General features: G+C 45.5%; 19 protein-coding genes and 1 tRNA gene. 10 read left to right on the forward strand and 10 right to left on the reverse strand.

Translation table 11 applies throughout. The features are described from left to right. Positions 1–36: 36 nt before the first annotated feature. Positions 37–876 (forward strand): ion transporter, encoded by an 840-nt coding sequence (locus CYQ88_RS02435; protein ID WP_101839756.1) that lies wholly within the window; start codon positions 37–39, stop codon positions 874–876. An 8-nt stretch (positions 877–884) separates the two neighbouring features. Here the strand turns inward: CYQ88_RS02435 and CYQ88_RS02440 are convergent, their stop codons facing one another. After that, positions 885–1412: a DsrE family protein gene (locus CYQ88_RS02440; protein ID WP_101839757.1), complete on the reverse strand. Its 528-nt coding sequence runs from the start codon at positions 1410–1412 to the stop codon at positions 885–887. Positions 1413–1509: 97 nt separating this feature from the next. Between CYQ88_RS02440 and CYQ88_RS02445 the strand changes: the two genes are divergently transcribed. Then, on the forward strand, positions 1510–1827 hold the full coding sequence (locus tag CYQ88_RS02445; RefSeq protein WP_101839758.1) for a BolA family transcriptional regulator: 318 nt from the start codon (positions 1510–1512) through the stop codon (positions 1825–1827). A 36-nt stretch (positions 1828–1863) separates the two neighbouring features. Here the strand turns inward: CYQ88_RS02445 and CYQ88_RS02450 are convergent, their stop codons facing one another. Beyond that, entirely contained in the window at positions 1864–2583 is a 720-nt protein-coding gene (locus CYQ88_RS02450; RefSeq protein ID WP_233188790.1) for an arylesterase, read from the reverse strand. Between CYQ88_RS02450 and CYQ88_RS02455 the strand changes: the two genes are divergently transcribed. From CYQ88_RS02455 to CYQ88_RS02480, 6 genes are all read left to right on the forward strand, one after another. After that, positions 2575–3282 carry an ABC transporter ATP-binding protein gene (locus tag CYQ88_RS02455; RefSeq protein ID WP_101839759.1) on the forward strand — a complete coding sequence of 236 codons (708 nt, stop codon included), beginning with the start codon at positions 2575–2577 and terminating at the stop codon, positions 3280–3282. The two genes, CYQ88_RS02450 and CYQ88_RS02455, sit on opposite strands and share 9 nt — an antisense overlap. Further along, positions 3279–5762 (forward strand): ABC transporter permease, encoded by a 2484-nt coding sequence (locus CYQ88_RS02460; RefSeq protein ID WP_101839760.1) that lies wholly within the window; start codon positions 3279–3281, stop codon positions 5760–5762. The genes CYQ88_RS02455 and CYQ88_RS02460 overlap by 4 nt, the downstream gene beginning before the upstream one ends. A gap of 41 nt (positions 5763–5803) precedes the next feature. Beyond that, positions 5804–5880: transfer RNA gene (locus tag CYQ88_RS02465), tRNA-Pro, on the forward strand. A gap of 187 nt (positions 5881–6067) precedes the next feature. Beyond that, positions 6068–7537 carry a lytic transglycosylase F gene (locus CYQ88_RS02470; protein WP_101839761.1) on the forward strand — a complete coding sequence of 490 codons (1470 nt, stop codon included), beginning with the start codon at positions 6068–6070 and terminating at the stop codon, positions 7535–7537. Then, entirely contained in the window at positions 7534–8607 is a 1074-nt protein-coding gene (locus tag CYQ88_RS02475) for a DUF1566 domain-containing protein (RefSeq protein WP_101839762.1), read from the forward strand. The genes CYQ88_RS02470 and CYQ88_RS02475 overlap by 4 nt, the downstream gene beginning before the upstream one ends. Next, positions 8597–9136 carry a DUF1566 domain-containing protein gene (locus CYQ88_RS02480; protein WP_158235991.1) on the forward strand — a complete coding sequence of 180 codons (540 nt, stop codon included), beginning with the start codon at positions 8597–8599 and terminating at the stop codon, positions 9134–9136. The genes CYQ88_RS02475 and CYQ88_RS02480 overlap by 11 nt, the downstream gene beginning before the upstream one ends. 50 nt (positions 9137–9186) lie before the next feature. Here CYQ88_RS02480 and CYQ88_RS02485 read toward each other — a convergent pair whose 3' ends face one another. From CYQ88_RS02485 to CYQ88_RS02505, 5 genes are read right to left on the reverse strand one after another with little or no spacing between them, the layout of a single operon-like run. Continuing rightward, positions 9187–10086, reverse strand: a complete 900-nt coding sequence (locus CYQ88_RS02485; RefSeq protein WP_101839764.1) for a 3'-5' exonuclease — start codon at positions 10084–10086, stop codon at positions 9187–9189. Between the two features lie 35 nt (positions 10087–10121). Beyond that, positions 10122–10592, reverse strand: coding sequence for an HIRAN domain-containing protein (locus CYQ88_RS02490; protein ID WP_101839765.1), 471 nt, complete (start codon positions 10590–10592; stop codon positions 10122–10124). Between the two features lie 3 nt (positions 10593–10595). Continuing rightward, a complete protein-coding gene (locus tag CYQ88_RS02495; RefSeq protein WP_101839766.1) occupies positions 10596–11129 on the reverse strand; it encodes a hypothetical protein in 534 nt (177 codons plus the stop codon). Next, the gene (locus CYQ88_RS02500; protein ID WP_101839767.1) at positions 11126–11980 is read right to left on the reverse strand and encodes a 2-oxoacid:ferredoxin oxidoreductase subunit beta; all 855 of its coding nucleotides are present in this window, start codon (positions 11978–11980) and stop codon (positions 11126–11128) included. The genes CYQ88_RS02495 and CYQ88_RS02500 overlap by 4 nt, the downstream gene beginning before the upstream one ends. Beyond that, entirely contained in the window at positions 11977–13731 is a 1755-nt protein-coding gene (locus tag CYQ88_RS02505) for a 2-oxoacid:acceptor oxidoreductase subunit alpha (RefSeq protein ID WP_101839768.1), read from the reverse strand. Before CYQ88_RS02505 ends, CYQ88_RS02500 begins: the two co-directional genes overlap by 4 nt. Before the next feature lie 141 nt (positions 13732–13872). Here CYQ88_RS02505 and CYQ88_RS11485 point away from each other — a divergent pair, with 141 nt between their 5' ends. Further along, on the forward strand, positions 13873–14046 hold the full coding sequence (locus CYQ88_RS11485; protein ID WP_158235992.1) for a hypothetical protein: 174 nt from the start codon (positions 13873–13875) through the stop codon (positions 14044–14046). 54 nt (positions 14047–14100) lie between these two features. On the opposite strand, the gene CYQ88_RS02515 is transcribed toward CYQ88_RS11485, so the two are convergent. Next, a complete protein-coding gene (locus CYQ88_RS02515) occupies positions 14101–15003 on the reverse strand; it encodes an RNA pseudouridine synthase (protein WP_101839770.1) in 903 nt (300 codons plus the stop codon). 112 nt (positions 15004–15115) lie between these two features. On the opposite strand from CYQ88_RS02515, the gene CYQ88_RS02520 reads away from it, so the two are divergent. After that, complete coding sequence (locus tag CYQ88_RS02520) at positions 15116–15835, forward strand: M48 family metallopeptidase (RefSeq protein WP_101839771.1); 720 nt, start codon at positions 15116–15118, stop codon at positions 15833–15835. Here CYQ88_RS02520 and CYQ88_RS02525 read toward each other — a convergent pair. Then, positions 15821–17137: a bifunctional diguanylate cyclase/phosphodiesterase gene (locus tag CYQ88_RS02525; RefSeq protein WP_101839772.1), complete on the reverse strand. Its 1317-nt coding sequence runs from the start codon at positions 17135–17137 to the stop codon at positions 15821–15823. The genes CYQ88_RS02520 and CYQ88_RS02525 overlap by 15 nt on opposite strands. Beyond that, the gene (locus CYQ88_RS02530) at positions 17070–18098 is read right to left on the reverse strand and encodes a HAMP domain-containing protein (RefSeq protein ID WP_101839773.1); all 1029 of its coding nucleotides are present in this window, start codon (positions 18096–18098) and stop codon (positions 17070–17072) included. The genes CYQ88_RS02525 and CYQ88_RS02530 overlap by 68 nt, the downstream gene beginning before the upstream one ends.

Genomic DNA, 18098 nt, shown 5'->3' on the forward strand with positions numbered 1-18098 from the left:
GTTAGTTATTTTTTTATTTATATAAGAGTGATTGTCATGGCAACATCTCCATTCCAAGTGAAATTTCAGGCTATTCGCGATAATAAGGCGTTTGAACTGTTTGTCATTACCATTATTATTTTGTCATCTTTGATGATAGGAGCGAAAACCTACGCGTTACCCGAAACGTTTGTGTCGGTATTGTGGGTCATGGATTATGGGGTGACCCTGTTTTTCTTAATCGAAATTCTTATTCGAATGGCTGCAGAAGATCGTCTAACCGAATTCTTTAAAAAGGGCTGGAATGTTTTCGATTTTGTCATCGTTGTGGTGAGTCTTATTCCATTAGACGATGCCGAATATGCCTTAATTGCTCGGATGTTACGTCTGTTCCGGGTGATGCGTTTGATTTCGTTTATCCCAGAGTTAAGAGTCTTGGTAACGGCGCTCATTAGCGCTCTGCCGAGAATGGGGTATGTGGCACTGCTGATGTTTATTATTTTTTACCTCTATGCCGTGGTTGGCAGTCTGCTGTTTGGTCATATTAATCCGGTATTATGGGGAGATCTTGGTATTTCACTGCTAACCTTGTTCCGTGTGGCAACCTTTGAAGATTGGACTGATGTGATGTATGAAACCATGGCGGTTTATAGCCTCAGTTGGATTTATTACATCACCTTTATCTTTTTTTCGGCGTTTGTATTTTTGAATATGATGATTGGCATCGTGGTAGAGGTGTTGGATGAAGAGCATAAAAAAATGCAGATAGAACAGGAAGGCGATTTACAGGCTGAATCGATGGCGAATCAGGATGAATTGGCACATCAAGTCGCTGATTTGCACCGTAAACTCGATGTGTTGCTTGCCGCCCAACAAACGTCAGACAGCAAGCGCTAAGTAACAGGCTACCAAACCAACAGTTTAAAGCCTTCTTCCTGTAACTCCATTAAGGCGGCAGCGCCCACTTCGGTGTACTCCGCAAAGGGGCGCATGTCTTGATCCGTCCAGTGCAGACTGTTCATGGTGTTGCCACAGGCAATCCAGCGGACATTATAATCCTTCGCAAAGCTGGCAATGCGTTCGTAGGTGAGCGACTCGACGGGTCTTTGGGGCTTTTGACTGAGCACATGAATACCAGGGCCAATGGCCACCACAGCAATTTCCACATTATCGCCATACTTGCGAATCATCGCTTGGATAGAATTCAATATACTGGTGTGATAAGCGGCATCTGCTTGGTTCCACATATAAACGGCTTTATGTTCAGCAGGATCTCCCGGGAAACGGTCAGAAGGCGGATCTTGTAATTCGGGCACCCGTTTCAATTGAATGGTTGAATCGGTGGTGCTATTTGCAGTAGCCGCCAATAAAGCGGGGCTGACAAATAAGCTAACCAATGCTATGAAAAAGGGTGGAATCAAAAATCGAGACATGCTGTTCTCCTTCGCGAGCGCTTCGAACCAAATGGGTTACACTGAAATGTAAGTGATGAACGTGTGGCAATCATTATAACGAGTTTAAAGGAAGTTTATGAACGACAATCAAGCATCCATTGCACAGCAGATAGAAACAGCAATACATCAAATATTTGAGGTGACCGAGTTTCAACTGCAAAATGAGAGCCATATGCACTCAGGGCCAGCCATCGAATCCCATTTTAAATTGACTTTAGTGAGTGATGACTTTGACGGGGTGCGAAAGGTCAAACGACATCAATTGGTTTATCAAGCTTTAGCTGATTTAATGCCACAGTTTCATGCATTGGCACTGCATACCTATAGTCCAGCAGAGTGGTCGCAATCGCCGCAAGTTGTTGAGTCGCCACTTTGCCAAGGCGGCGGAAAATAGGGCGAAAGTCGTCTAAGGTGCCCAGGCCTGGTTATTTTAAGGCGCAAGCAGATCCTTGCCAATCAGCATTTGAATGCGAGGCCAAAGTCGTTGCAAAATTTTAGGTTGTGCTTGAGCATTCGGATGAAGGCCATCGGCTTGTATCCATTGCGGATCAAGCGCCAATTCGGCTAAAAAGAAAGGGTCAAACAACAGTTGGTAGCGATCTGCTAAGTCTTGATACAGTTGGCTTAATGCCTCGTCATAGGCCGGTCCATAATTGGTCGGTAAACGAATACCTAGCAACAGCACTTCAGCGCCCGCTTGTTGGCCCTGTTCGATGATGGTCGTCAGATTCTTTCGTAAGCTTCGGAGTGATTGGCCGCGCAAAGCATCATTCGCGCCCAGTTCTAAAATCAGCCAATTGGGTTGATGTTGTTTTAACAAGGCAGGCAATCGATTTTTACCCCCGGAGCTGGTTTCGCCGCTAATGCTGGCATTGACGATGGTAATCGAAGGGTGTAGTTTTTGAGAGAGTAGGGCAACCCAACCCTGTTCCACGGCCATGCCATAAGCGGCACTGAGACTGTCACCGAGCACTAAGAGTTTGGCGGGGGAATTTGTGTCTTTAGCCGTTATTTCAGTCGATTGCGCCTGTGTTACACTGAGCGGGTTTAATAAAGCCGCCATTGACACCAGTAGAACCCATTTTTTGAAGGGGTGGTTGGTTAACCGTAAAAACTTTAAACTCAAGATGAGACCTTTAAAATGATTCATGACGCGCCTGTTTTGTCTTTAAATAACGTACATTATCGCATTGCCTCGGATGAAGAGACCTTGTCTATCATAAAGGGCTGTGATTTAACTGTCCAGTCGGGTGAGTCGTTGGCCATAGTCGGTCGATCCGGTTCGGGTAAATCCACTTTATTGTCGTTAATGGCGGGGCTTGAACGCCCGACAGACGGCGATATTCTATTATTAGGTCAGTCGTTAAAATCGCTCAACGAAGATGCCCGAGCACAAATTCGTGCCAAAGCAGTTGGCTTTGTGTTTCAAAACTTTCAACTTATGCCCAGTATGACCGCTTTGGAAAATGTGTTGATGCCTTTAGAACTGTTTCAATTTCCCAATGCGCTTGAAGCCGCCACCGAAGCCCTGCATAAGGTGGGACTGGATCATCGGTTAAATCATTGTCCTGCGGAACTGTCTGGGGGAGAACAACAAAGGGTTGCTTTGGCGCGCGCCTTTGTCACGGAACCTAAAATCCTATTTGCCGATGAACCGACGGGCAATTTAGATGAAACCACTGCGCAACAGGTTCAACACTTGCTTTTTGAATTAAATAAAGCCTACCGCACTACCTTGATCTTAGTCACGCATGATAGTCAATTGGCTCAACAGTGTGATCGAACGCTCACCCTTCAGCATGGACGGTTAGAGCACCTAGAAACAGAAAATGAGCATCGGTCAGAATGAAAGCGTTTAATGAAATGGTGACCGCGCAACGCTGGTTTTTCCGAGCCTTAAAAAAGGGGGATTGGTTGTGGTTATTATTGGCTATTCTAATTGCCAGTGCGACGGTCACCTTTGTTGAAACGCTGGGTAGTACTTTGAAAACCAGTATGCTGCGACAAGCGGCCAATCATCTTGGTGCCGACTTGGTGATTCGCAGTTCTCGCGAAATCCCGGCAAAATGGCAGACTTTAGCGAAAAGCTTAAATCTTGAAACCGCTCAGGCCCAAAGTCTGACGACCATGGCCGGTCACCAAGGGCAGTTTCAACTAGTACAACTCAAAGCCCTGTCGGAGACGATGCCACTCCGACAGTCACCGACCCAACAATCACTCGATTTTACCCCCTCAGGGCAACCAGGCCTGCCAGTCGTCTGGGTTGAAGATGCGTTGATGCCACTAATGAATCTTAGCGATAACAGTGTGATTACTTTAGGTAAATCACAGTTTCGTCTTGCAGGCGCCTTTAAAGCAGCAGGGGGCTTTTCCGGCATGGGCGGTTTTGCCTATCAAATGCAAATCCGGCTGAGTGAGTTGGCAGCAACAGCATTAAAAGGGCCTGGTAGTCGTATTCGATATGAACTGGCCGTGGCGGGCAATGCTGCTGCATTACAACAGTTCTCCCAACAACTGGCGGCAGAAAACAGTCCCCATCTTCAAGTGATTTCGGCGCAGGCGCCTTCACAAGATTTGGCAAAATCGTTGGACACGGCTTGGTTGTTTTTAGAATTAGCAGGCTTGTCTGCGGTATTGGTAGCCGGACTTTCCATATTGATTGCCAGCCGCTTTTATTTGCAGCGTTGGCAAAATACCATCGCCTTAATGCGAGCATTTGGTGCGACTCAAGCGCAAATGAGTCGATTGTTTGGCTATCAAATGACGTTATTGGCCATTTTGGGCAGTGGCCTAGGCGTATTGTTAGGGGCGGTGCTTTTACAGTTGAGTGTGCCCTTTCTCCATCAGTACTTTGAGGACTTGGTGTTGCCCAGTTTTCATTCGGCTTACCTTCAAGGATTTTTGATGGGTGGGTTGGTCTTGTGGAGTTTTGCTTGGCAAGCCTTCCGTCAAGCGGTGCAAACTTCTCCAATGCAATTGCTTAAAAACACGGTGATTGCCCCGAAAATGCAACCTTGGCTCATCAGTCTCGGACTGATTTTGTTGTTGGTGATTTCGATGACCAGTGCGGTGACATGGATTTTGTTAGGGCTAGTAGTGGCGGCAGGCGTGCTTTATGGTGCATCACAGCTATTGATTCATTTTCTGCAAGTGTGGCAAACTCAAAGTCGGGGCTGGCTGAAATTGTCGTTGGCCGCACTGACAAAGTCACCAGGCCTGGTCAAAATTCAACTGATTTCCATTGGCTTAGTGTTATTTGTGTTGATGGTGATGACCTTTGTGCGTCAAGATTTGATGCAAAGTTGGCAAGCCGCTTTACCGGCGGATACACCGGATACCTTTTTAATCAATATTCAACCAGATCAAAAAGCGGCTGTTGAAACGCTCTTGGAAAACCATCAGATTGAAACCGAATTGGTGCCAATGGTTCGAGGGCGTCTAGTTGCCATTAATGACACGCCCATCCAAGCGCAACAACAAACCGAAGATCGGGCGCGTCGCTTACTGGAAAGAGAAGCCAATATCGCTGTGCTCCCCAAACCGCCTAATTACAATGAAATTGTCGAGCAGGCAACTGTGTCCAGTTTAACGGATTCAATGCAAGTGCTGCCGACGGTTTCGGTGGAGCAGAGTATTGCAAAATTATTTAATTTACAGCTCAATGACCGTCTAACGTTTAGTTTGAGTGGTCAGCAAAGGCACTATCGATTGGATACCATTCGCCAAGTGGAATGGCAAAGCCTGCGACTGAATTTCTTTTTTGTGATACAGCCAGAAGCGGATGTGGCTTTGCCTATTTCTTATATTGGTAATTTTGCGCTCAAGCCGCGCGCCATTCAAGCCAATGAACTGACCCAACAATTGGCCGAAACAGCACCTGGCGTGCTATTGATTGACGCCGAAAAAATTCTGGCGCAGATTCAAACCATTATGACCCAAGCCAGTTGGGGCGTCTCTGCGCTCTATGGTTTTACGCTGATGGCCAGCCTAATTGTATTGTTTACTGCGACGCTCGCTAGTCAGCAAAGTCGGGTGCAGAGCTGGATGTTGCTGAGAACTTTAGGTGCTAATCAGGCTACCTTGGTGAAGGTTGGGTTGACAGAATTTATGATCCTTGGGGCCTTGGCAGGGTTTTTAGCCGCAACGTTAGCACAGTTCGCCAGTTTTTTGATTAGCCAATGGCTATTAGATTTGCCGCTGCATTTTAACCCATTGCTGTGGTTGACCAGTCTGCTGGCAGGTGTTTTGATCTTATTGACGATCGGCTGGCTGACTCAGCGGCGCTATTTAAAACACTCTTCTCGTCACATGGCGCAAAAATGGACTTGATAAAAAACAGAATCCCCCTATAATACGCCTTTCAATGGTTTCGGGGCATGGCTCAGCTTGGTAGAGCACCGTCATGGGGTGGCGGGGGTCGTAGGTTCAAATCCTACTGTCCCGACCAATCTTTCAAATGCTCGGCTAGAGCGTTATCTTTTGATTATCCTGCTTTTTCAAAAATAATTTTTGATCTGGTTTTTACACAGATTAATATCGATTTTGACTGTCCAATTTTGTTCTATACTTTTAAGCATTCGTTCAGAAAATTGCTTTACAATTTGAACTCGAAAATACTGCATGAAGGGTTGGGTTTGAAAAACGTTTTGACAAAAGTTTGGCTACTAATCTGTCTTGCTTTTTTAAGTGTGTCGTCTGTCTGGGCGAATGCGACAGTGCCGCAAAATACTTCAATAAACAGTCGCATTTTAGATAAGTTTCAAGGCGACCTGCCAGAGCTTAGAAAGCGTAATATGATTCGAGTGTTAGTCAGCTATACTCGCACCAATTTTTTCCTATCGGGTAAGGGCTTTCGCGGGTTGGAATATGATCTGTTAAAAGCCTATGTGGACTATTTAAATCGTGGTCCCCGCAAAACTCGTTATCAAACGCATCTGACTTTTATTCCTGTGCCCTTTGGCGAAATTCTTGAAAAACTCGATGCCGGTTATGGCGATTTGGCTGCGGCAGGATTGACCATTACCCCTGAGCGAGAAAACCTAACCGACTTTACCAAACCGTATATTGAGCATGTGAACGAGATTCTGGTCTCTAGTCGACAGGCCAAACCGATTCGTCGTCTTGAAGATTTTTCAGGAAAACGGGTTGTGGTAGTAAATAACAGTAGTTATGTGATTCATTTGGTGGCCATTAATCAGTCATTGGGACAACTGGGGTTGCCGCCAATGGAAATTGTACGTGCCGATCCGATTATGGAAGCGGAAGATATTTTAGAGTTGGTGAATGAAAATATGATTGCCTACACCGTGGTGGATGATCATATTGCGCATATTTGGAAGCGGGTATTAGACAATATTGTCTTGAATGAAGAAATCGTGGTGCATCATGGCGGTTCCATTGGTTGGGCGGTTCGTAAAGGCATGCCTAGATTTAGGCAATCACTCAACCGTTTTATCCACGATTATGCCAGGCCGGGTCATTTTTTAGGCAATATGGTCTATAAAAAATATTTTGAGGATGACTATTGGATTAGAAACCCACCTGCACATGATTTGCTCAATAATGTCAGTACCTTGAAAACCTATTTTAAAAAATATGCCGATCTGTATGATTTTGACTGGAAGCTCATTGCTGCATTGGCCTATCAGGAATCACGCTTTAATCATAAAAAACGCAGTCCGGCAGGGGCGATGGGCGTTATGCAGATTAAACCGTCCACTGCACGAGATCGTCAAGTCAATTTACCGAATATTAAAGATTTGGAAACTAATATCCATGCAGGCGTAAAATATTTGGCCTTTTTACGAGATCGCTATTTTAGTGATCCGAAATTAACCCGTGAAGAACAAGAAAATTTAACCTTAGCAGCTTATAACGCAGGGCCAGCAAAAGTGCGAAAGCTTCAGAAAAAAGCGGAAAAGATGGGATTAAATCCACATAAGTGGCTTTACAATGTGGAAGTTGCTGCTCGTCAAATTATCGGATCTGAAACGGTTAATTATGTCACCAGTATCCAGAAGATGCGTATCTTTTTGGACGCGTCTAAACGGTTTGATAAAACGAAACGCCAATTTCTTCAAAATACGGTAGCGACTAATCCATGAGTGTTGTGATGTATCGTGTTGTGAACAAGCCTTTGCTAAAAAACATAACCGCTTGGATCGGGTTTTTGTGGCTAGCAGGGTTGTTATCATCCTGTAGTCTGCTCGAAAAAGCACCTGAAGCCCCTAAAACACTTCCTGATAAAGATACCGAAGCACCGAAAATTCAATTGAATGGCGGGGATTTGGTCATAGAACGCCATCAATATTTTACTGATCCGGGTGCAACCGCAACCGATGATTTTGATGGTCAGGTGGCGGTGAAGGTGTCAGGTAAGGTGAAGTCCCATGCTTTGGGAAGCTACACCTTGACCTATACTGCAACTGATCAAGCTGGGAACCGTGCTGAACGGCAACGTCAGGTGAAAATTGTCCCCTATTCAACGGTGCCCCCTTTAAATGATACCGGTATCGCTTGGGCAGCCAACTATCCTCAAGGCAATGAAGAAAAGTGTCGTGGCGAATTGGCAGCTATGCAAGATTGTGCTCATGGCCGTGATGGGTTTAATTTTACAAAATTAGACGCGGAGGGGCGACCTTTGCCTCGCTCTGCAAAACGTTGGTCTTGTGTCAAAGATAATCATACCGGCTTAATCTGGGAGGTGAAGACCAGGCAAAGCAAAAGAGCGGGTTTGCATTCCCGAGAAGATCAATACAATTTGCGCAATCTCATTTGGGCTAGTAATGGTGGTGCAACGGGATATCGCAATCATGATGGACATATTTGTACTGGTTTTATCGCGCGCAAACAAGATACTTACTGTAACACCCATGCGTTTGTTCAGCGAGTGAATAAAAAGGGACTGTGTGGTGCGCATGACTGGCGCTTACCCAATATTCAGGAATTAACATCACTCTTAAAGCTGAGAGAAAGAGGCGCTAAAATTGATCGACGGTATTTTCCTAATACTCGTCGGGGCGGTTATTGGTCAAGCACGCCAGTTGCCTTTGATAAAAGTATGAACTGGCAGTTAGACTTTAGCAATGGCCGAGATACCGTAACGGCACGAAGAGATGAACTTTATGTGCGGCTGGTGCGCACAGCCTTGCCTGGAGGGGCAGATGCAAATTAGGCCAATCATTTCAGTCTGGATGCCGTTAGTATGGGCTGTGAGCCTCGTCCCCAGTGTCGAGGCACAAACCTGTAAGCACAAAAACACTTTGCCGCTGACGCCGACGAAGGATTTTAAATCGCATCAAGATGGCACGGTGACGCATCTTAAGACGGGATTGATGTGGCAAGTGTGTAGCCTTGGTCAAAATTGGCAAAAAGGCAAATGTGTCGGTAAAGCCAAGGCTATGACTTGGCAGCAAGCCATGTTGACAACGCAACAACAGAATCAACAAGGCGGTTATGCAGGGCATTCAGATTGGCGGTTGCCAAATTTTAAAGAACTGAAGTCGATTGTTGAGTATCAATGTTTTGATCCGGCGATTAATCAGCGCGTTTTTCCCAATACCCCCAGTGAGTATTATTGGTCGTCAACGCCGGATGTGGATAGCCGATACGGTGCCTTCGGGATTGGCTTTGATCGCGGTGAGAGTTTCAGTGATTACCGGGATGATTATTATTTCATTCGCCTCGTCAGAGAAACCCATTAGTTGAGTGTTTTAAAATGACCAGGCCTGGTCATTTTGACAGCCGATTTTTGTTATTGCGCTCGAATCGAAAAACTATCGGTGGCTTTGAGTTTGATGACTTCTGGTGATGGCACATTTTGATCCTGAAGCCAGGCCAGTTCTGATTGTTGTTCTGAGGCGTCAAACACCTTTTGCCAAACCCTCAGTTTGGCTTGCCAGCGATAGCCTCGTTGTTTTAACGCATCTTTTAGATCGAAAGGCGCGCCTGTCGCTTTGATTAATACCTTTTGCTGACGCACGGTTTGCAATAAAAAATGCAATGCAGGTTGGGCTGTCTCAGAAATCGGTTGGCTTAAAAGGTGCGTCAGAGCCTGTACATCATCTAAAGCACGGTGCGCTTCATAATAAAAATGCCCAACTTTCCAGCACAAAAATTCCTGGCTACGTGAGCCAACTTTAGCCAAATGAAACCAGTCAATTTGGCTGGCTGAGCAACCCCAGACCTTATCGACAAAACACGAATGGTAACGTTCTAAAATCGGTCGATCAAACCCTGCATTATGGGCGATGCAGAGCTGAACTTGGCTGATATCGGCAACCACTTCATCCCAGGGAATGCGGTGACCTTTGACATCATCAAAGGTCAGTCCTGTCACTTGGGTAACTTCAGCGGAGATGTCTCCTTCCGGTTCATTCAAGAAGTTTTTGGCACAAACCACTTTGTAGAAGTGGCCGTTCGAATCAAACTCAACCAATTGATAACCCAATTCAATTATTTCACAACTGTCGGTATTGAGCCCAGTCGTTTCAGTATCAATAATACAAACTAAGTGGTGTGCAATCTGCGGATCGTCCGGGAGATATTGGGAGATGGGTTGAAACTTCTTTAAGACTTGATATTGGCCAGAGGCTTCGAGTTGCTGTGCAAGCTGCTCCAACTCCGCAGGCGCGGCCGATTGCGATAAAGGCATTTTTTCTCCAAGGATTGATGTGGAATAAAGCTATTTTAACGGTTTTTTGACCGATGTTTGGGGCGTTTTAATAAGGATAGACGAAGCCTTTGCCAAAGATTAAGGTGCGTTTGAATGAGGATAAATAAATGTAAACGTTGGTATTGCCGATAACCATTAAACAGTTTGATTGTCATGGGGGCTGTTAGATGCGTCTCGTTTAGCAACCAAGTGAGCGCTCGGCTATGGGTATATGGAATATAGCCGATTAATGCGGGTGGATTGCCCTGGGCAAGCGGTAAGTATATTTGGATGGCCTGGGAATCATATGGGTTGTCCGATTCAGGACTCAGCCGCAGTTCCTGACCAATAACCAGCCAACCCGCGGCTTCAGCCAGTTCAGCATCATAATAAAAGTGGCCTTTAATCGGTAATATCCAATGCCAAGGCTTTGGTTGAAAAAGGGATGTGAATCGTTGAAAGAACGCATTAATCTTTTGAGTGAATGTCATTCGACCATTTCGCATGGTTTAGCTCTGTGCAACAGGCGCATCTAAATCATCAATGGGATCTTGTGGGTCATCGCTTTTTGTTGGCACTCTTTTGGTCGCGCAAATCTTTTCACACTTTAAGCAGTGTGTTTGCAAAGACGTAATCAGATCAATCACTTCTTTTTGTGAGCTATTCGCAATTAAATCGCGATAGAAACAATGGTGCACTTGGATCATATCGGTCACGATTTGCCAGGCTTCATGCTCTGTCATTAAATAATGTGCCTGCATCAAGGCATTGGCCGGATGCTCATAGTCTTGGTGCGGAATTTCCCATGGGGGAATGGCCGGTAGATTTTGTTCGGGTAGTTTCGCCAACACGATTTCTTGCTCGGATTTAAAATAAGGACTTAACGCTGAAAAAATAGCCGCGGCCGTTTCATTATGGTGAGCTTGTAAGGTGTGAGCAAAGGTATCGCAGTAATAGATCGATTCTTCAATCATTTCATTAACCGCCGCTAATACCCAAGCCAAGTGTTTGTTATGGGTTTTTAAAAAAGGATGTGTTTTCATACCAAAAGCGCCTTTTCAATGATGTCCATTTGTTCTGAGGCAGTGCCGTTTTTTTTGCTAGAAGCTTCTGATCTATAAACCGGTGAGTCCGCCTGGTAGTAAATACCTGTGTCAAACCCATCACTGCCATAAATGGCCTGTGCAGCTTCCATCGGATTGGCGAAAGGCGTTACATTCATCAAACGCATCGATTTATGCCAATCCTTTTGCTCAGGCCGAAAGGTCACACAGGGGCTTTTGATTTCGACCAGTGAAAAGCCTTGGTGTTGAATGGCTTCTGTTAAGATTTTAGTGAGTCCATTGGGGTCACCGGAAAAGCCGCGGGCAATAAAACTGGCACCAGAAGCTAAAGCGATGCCCATTGGGTTAAAACTGGATAACCCCGTGCCATTCGGAGCCAATTTGCTGTGCCATTCCGGATCGGTCGTCGGAGAGGGCTGGCCTTTGGTCATGCCATAGACTTCGTTGTCCATCACAATATAGGTGATGTCCATATTGCGTCGACAAGCATGAATAAAGTGATTGCCGCCAATTGAATAGCCATCGCCATCACCTCCCGCGGCAATAACCGTTAAATCAGGCCTGGCCAACTTTAAGCCGCTGGCCAGTGCCAAAGCTCGGCCATGAATGCCATGAAAACCATAGACATCTAAATAAGCAGGTAATCGCGATGAACAGCCAATGCCGGATACCAATCCAATATCCTGTTTAGATATGTTCAGCCAGGCCAGTGCTTTGGTCAGTGCGCGTAAAATAAAGAAATGGCCGCACCCAGGACACCAAACCGGATGCTCATTGGAGGTGTAATCATTGGGGCGTGCTTTTTTAACGGGAATTTGTTCAAGGCTCATAACTGACCCTCCATCCAAGTTTGAATACGGGGCATTAAATCCGTGGGCTTAAACAATAAGGGGCCGGGTTCTGCCAAGGCATCACTGTCAATGGGGATGGCTTTTTGCGACAGTAGATAATGGTATAGCTGCGCGGAATCGTTTTGTTCGATGACCAATACCTTTTGTTGTTGGGTTAATTCTATCAAGGTCTCAGTGCGTAACGGCATAATTAATCTGAGCCCAATTAGGCTAATGGCGGCTCCTTGTCGGTTTAACGTTTCGACCGCTTCCTTAACAGCTTCGAAACTGGACCCCCAAGTGATAATGGTGAATTTTGCCTTGGCTGTTGGTATCGTGCAGGCCCATCGATCGCCATATTCAAATTGGCTGAGTTTATCGGCACGCTTATGGAGTTGTTGTGCATGATCCTCAGCCCGTGAAGAGGGTAGCCCCGATTCAGAATGAGTGAGTCCATCGGCGGTGTATTGAAGCGCCGTCATTCCGGGAATAGACATGGGGGAAATCGCAGTCTCCGTGAGTTGGTAACGCTGATAGGATGTCTCTTCGTTCGCGGCACTCGGTTGTGAGCGCTGTAAATTCAAATCCAAGGCTTCAACAGGATTCATAATCATCCGTGTTTGTCCCAGATGTTGGTCTGTCACTAAAATAACGAGCGTTTGAAGTGCTTCTGACAGCCTCAACGACCATTGGCTAACCGTTGCCGATTCTTGGATATTGAGGGGAGCAATGACCAGATGCGGGGCATCGCCATGCAAGGCATAAAGTGCTTGGTTCAAGTCGGATTGTTCTGATTTAGTGGGGATGCCGGTAGAGGGGCCGCCACGCATAACCGTTACCACCAATGCTGGAATTTCGGCGGCAACAGCCAATCCCATCGCTTCGGTCATGAGTGATAAACCAGGGCCGGAGGTCGAGGTCATGCTGGGGACGCCACCAAAGGACGCACCAATTACCATATTCATCGCTGCCAGCTCATCTTCGGCAATGAGCAAGTTGCCACCGGTTTGTGCCAGTGGCTTGGCCAAATATTCGACAATATCGGTGGCAGGGGTGATCGGATAAGCGGCCGCGAACTTTAAGCCGCCACGAAGTGCTCCTAGCCCACAAGCCTCATTTCCACTAATGTTCCAGCGAGGCGTTTGAGTAGGATGCCAGTCAGCTAATCCAGGTAAGGGGGTGTCTGTCAGCAATGTCATGCCTGCTGACACGGCGGCCATTGAGGTTGTCACCACTTCTGGGCCTTTTCGTCCCAAAGTTTTTTGTAGGGCAGCTTCAATAAAGTGACTGGCTAAACCGATTTGTTGAGCAACAACGCCCAATGCCACCATATTGAGGCGACTGCCTTTCAAGGTTTTGACGATGGCCTGCAAATCGAGTCCAATGAGCGTTGCCCCTGACTCTTTGACTAGGCCTGGTGGTTTTTCACGGCTATTATCATAAATAACCAAGCTTGACGAAGTGAGTGGAATTTCGTCTTCAAATCGATCAAATTTTACCCAGTCTAAAGCGAGATGTAGTTCAGAAAACTCAGCCAGTGTTTCGATGGGCTGATCAGAAAAATGCAGCATGACGGCCGATTCACCACCGCGAATCTGAGGGCCAAAGGCACGGGTCATATTGCCATAAAACCCCGCTTTGGCAACTGCATCTAATAAAATGAGTCCGACTGTGACCGCACCGGTTCCACCCGATCCAGAAATAGAAAGTGCTAAACGGTGTTGATCCGTTTCAAGCAAGCTGTTAGCCATGAACTGTCCTTGTTTTTGAGAAAGGTTTACCGTATTCTAGAACAACTTTTAAAAGGGAACAAACCTTTCCGTTGCAAGGGGCGCAGGCGGTACTTAGGATCCTTGGCAGAAGAGCGTTTTTTAATTAAGTTGGATGACGATATGAAAAAATTAATTTTAGTAAGTTGGGTGGCAGCAGCCATCAGCCTAATGGGATGTAGCTCGGCAGAGAAACAGGCTGAAAAAGCAGCCCAACAACGCGCGGCACAAAAAGAATATCAAAAACAGGCGGCGGATAAAGCCCACCGAGAACTGGATCGAGAAGTTGCACAATAATCCAGGGGGCGTCTTTTGTCCTATCCCTAATGGACAGTCTTCCAGAGACTAAGGCTATCCAAGTCGTAGCGACTCAGGCAGTTGGTAAGTCTTGAGTGGCTGGTCCGCGTTTGGCAATAGCGTCAGTTTGACTGCCGTTAATTGTAAATCTATATCCTCTGAACTGGCCTGACCATAAAGGCGATCACCGATAATGGCAAAGCCCGCTTCAGCTAGGTGGATGCGAATTTGGTGTTTGCGGCCTGTATGGAGCTTGATGTTCAATAAACTTCGATTTTGCTCAGCATCATAGTGGCAACCCTGAACTTCAGTGTGTGCTGGTTTATCCTGAACGGGAGTTTGGATGTGGTGCGGCCATGCCGGAAAGGCGGCGCAAAAATTTCCTGACACCCACGCCTGATAGACTTTTTGAAGGTATCGTGATTCGAACTGCTGTGCTAATTGCTGTGCGCGCTTTTTGCTATGGGAAATTAACATCAGACCATCGGTGGCCTTATCGAGCCGATGCACTGGCCAACAGGGCCTTTGTGGTTGGATTTCAAATGGTTGGTTGCGTTCTATCCAGCGGTAAAGTGTGGTGTGGTCACCCCATTTTGAGCCTTGTGACAACATCCCTTTCGGTTTGTACCAAACGCTAAAATCGCCTTCATCCGCAATTAATAACGGGGTGGCAACCGTTGCATTTAACACCTGACTATTGATGTAAACTGACACTTCCGAATTGATGGGTAAGCGCTTTTTAGCACGCCGAAATCGACCAGGCCTGGTTGTTTTTCCTGTTTTTGGATGCGGTTGTGCAACCCAAACCGCGCCCATTTCACAAAGTTGCTTGAATTGTTGATTGGAGAATGACACCGAACTGGGGCAATGGTTTTGCAGTGCTGTCAATAAAACGGTATTGGCTTCCGTTATTTTGAAATGATATTCAATGGCTTGGGTGTCAGGAAAAGGTGTCATGGCTCTATTTTAGGCGATTTTCGTTTGGGACGTTTTGTAGATTTCGACTTGAGTACAATGGAACTGCCCTATAATAGTCGCTTAATTTTAAATCGGTACGAGTCAGTAATAGATGGCACAACAAATACAACTGGGTGAACACCAACTAACGATTGTTAAAACCTCTCGACGGGGGTCGATTGCATTAAAGGTATCGCCTGATGGTGCTAGTTTGAGAGTGCCCAAGCAGTTTTCCGATCAAACCATTGCTGAATTGGTGGCTTCGGAAGCTGAATGGTTATTAGCAAGTATCAAGCAGCAACAGGCTGAACTGCCTGACTCGATGACACGCGAATCCGGTGGTACCGTGCCGCTATTCGGTGAGCCGATTCGTTATATAGAAGACCACACCACACCCGTGCGCAGCTTACAAGTGCGGCTAGACAATAATCAAGTGTGTGCCTTTTTAAAAACGCACCGCCAGTTGAAATCCCCCAAAGCAACCTTGCAAAAAAAATGGGCCGCTTTTTACACTGAGCAATTAGCCGAGTATCTTCTGCCACGATTGGCTGTTTTAGCCGCTGAAATTGGGGTGACACCTGCCGATGTCACCATTCGCAACTATCGGTCTCGGTGGGGTAGTTGTTACAGTGATGGGCGACTACAGTTTAATTGGCGTTTAGCAATGGCACCTAAGCCGGTTATTGATTATGTGATTCAACATGAATTATGTCATCTTATTCACCCGAATCATTCCCCCGCATTTTGGCAGTTGGTTCAGCAATATTGCCCTGATCTGGCTGAACATAAAGCTTGGCTCAAACAGCAGGGCCCAGCGTTAATGGCTTTTTAAAAAGACTTCAAAGTCGGTTTTAGTCAGTGGTTTACTATAATAAAATCCTTGCGCTTCATAGCAACCATAATTAATCAGCATCTCAACTTGATCCTGGGTTTCGACCCCTTCGGCAATCACGTCCATCTCTAAGCTTTTGGCGATATTAATAATGGCTTTCACCAAGTTCGCATCGTCTTTATCTGTGGTCATATCATGGACGAAGGATTGATCAATTTTGAGTTTATCAATGGGGAAGTTTTTAAGATAGGATAAAGATGAATGGCCTGTGCCAAAGTCATCAATCGCTAACGAGAGCCCGAGTTCTTTCAAATGGGTCAAGGTTCGAGTAGCCTGTTCCGGGTTGCGCATAATTTGGGTTTCGGTGATTTCAAAGATGAGATCTTGCGGTACCATTAAGCTTTGAGCAATCGCATGTTGAACCGATGCCAGAAAATCAACTTGATTGAGTTGAATCAGCGATAAATTCAGGGACAACTTACCGGGTCTTAGGCCTTGCTGCTGCCAACGATAGACTTGTTTCATCGCCACTTCCATTGCCCAGCGATCCATTTCGACGATGAGACCAATTTCTTCTGCAAAAGGAATAAATTGATCAGGCGAGATGAGTCCTCTTTGAGGATGGTTCCAGCGCATCAAGATTTCTAACCCTAAAACCTTCTGCGTGCTCATGTCAATTTGTGGCTGGTAATAAACTTCCAGTTCATTATGAGTTAGCGCATAGCGCAGTTCACGTTCTAAATTGACACGTTCATAGGCTTGCTTAGTCATGTCATGGTTGTAAAATTCATAGCGATTTTGGCCATTTTTCTTCGCTTTGTACATGGCTGCATCGGCATTTTTCATTAATGTAGATGCATCCGCGCCATTTTCTGGGAAAGTGGCGATGCCAATCCCACAAGTAGAAAAGAGCTGGATTTCATCAAAAATAAAAGCTTGTCTAAATACGGATAATATTTTTTCAACCACAATAATCAAATCATGGGGGTGATGATATTGGTGAATGAGTATTGCGAATTCATCACCGCCAAAGCGGGCAATGGTATCTTCGTCTCGTAATTGATGTCGAATTTCGATGGCGACTTTTTGAATGAGTTTATCGCCCATTTCATGGCCAAAAGAGTCATTGACCTCTTTAAACCGATCTAAGTCTAGAAACAAAACGGCCAGCTTTTGATGCAGTCGTTTACGAATGGATAAGGTATGTTCTACACGGTCAACGAATAATAGTCGATTAGGCAGTTGGGTTAAGGCATCGTGTTGTGCTTGGTGCTTGGTGCTGGATGTGGTAAGTTTTTTCATCAAACGCTTGAGCAAGCTCGTCTAATTCATCATACGTGCCTAAAGGACTACATAAAGCAGTCGCATCATTAGTGGTTTCTTTAACACGTCTGAATAATTCTAAAATCGGTTGAGTAACCGAATTAGCCACATAATGAGCGGCAAAAAGGGTAATAATCAAGATCATTAGCCCGATAAATATGATCTTGGAAGTGGCTTCAATAATGGGTTGAAAGAAGTGTACTTTACGAATGCCAATGCCGACGGAAAGCCCTAATTGTTGGACAATATTTTCAGAGTGATGGTCATTAGCATGGCTTAAATAGAGGTAATCCTTCTCAGGGTCGATAGTTTTTTCATATAGCAAATCCTCATTATGCGTAATGTGAGTAAAAGCGTATTTTAGTTTGGATGTATTATTTTTGATAATAGTGAATAAATCGTATTTCACCATTATAGCCCCTTGAGTGGTGTTGTAATATTCAATAGGTGATATGACAAAGAGAAACCCTTTTTCAATAAAATAAGACGTCTGAGTCATGATCAGTGCCGTACGTAGGTGCGGTGATTGATTGTATTGAATGTCGCTTTGTTTCGTTGGGAAAATCGGATGGCCATCATAATCCAGTAAACTGACGGCAAGGGTATCTTGATGATGCGTAAAGTTGTTAATTAATGGCGGTAGATATTGATCGCGACCCACGCTGTCGGTTAGAGCATTTACGATCAATTTATTTTTTGCTAGTTGGTGGGCATATTCAATTAAATGGTTAAAATTCTGTTCCAGACGATGATGGAGGGTATCTGCCTGGTTGAGATAGTAAGCTTTGCCTTGAGAATTCATCTGTTGATAGGTTTGCAGAGTGGCTGTGGTGGTGATAATTAATATACCGAATAGCACCAGCAGGTTAATCATCCACACAATACGGCTATGAATGCCTTTTTGATGCGTCGTTTTTTTAAAAAAAGGAATAGAGGGCAT

Source organism: Hydrogenovibrio sp. SC-1 (assembly GCF_002848135.1).
Taxonomy (GTDB): Bacteria; Pseudomonadota; Gammaproteobacteria; order Thiomicrospirales; family Thiomicrospiraceae; genus Hydrogenovibrio.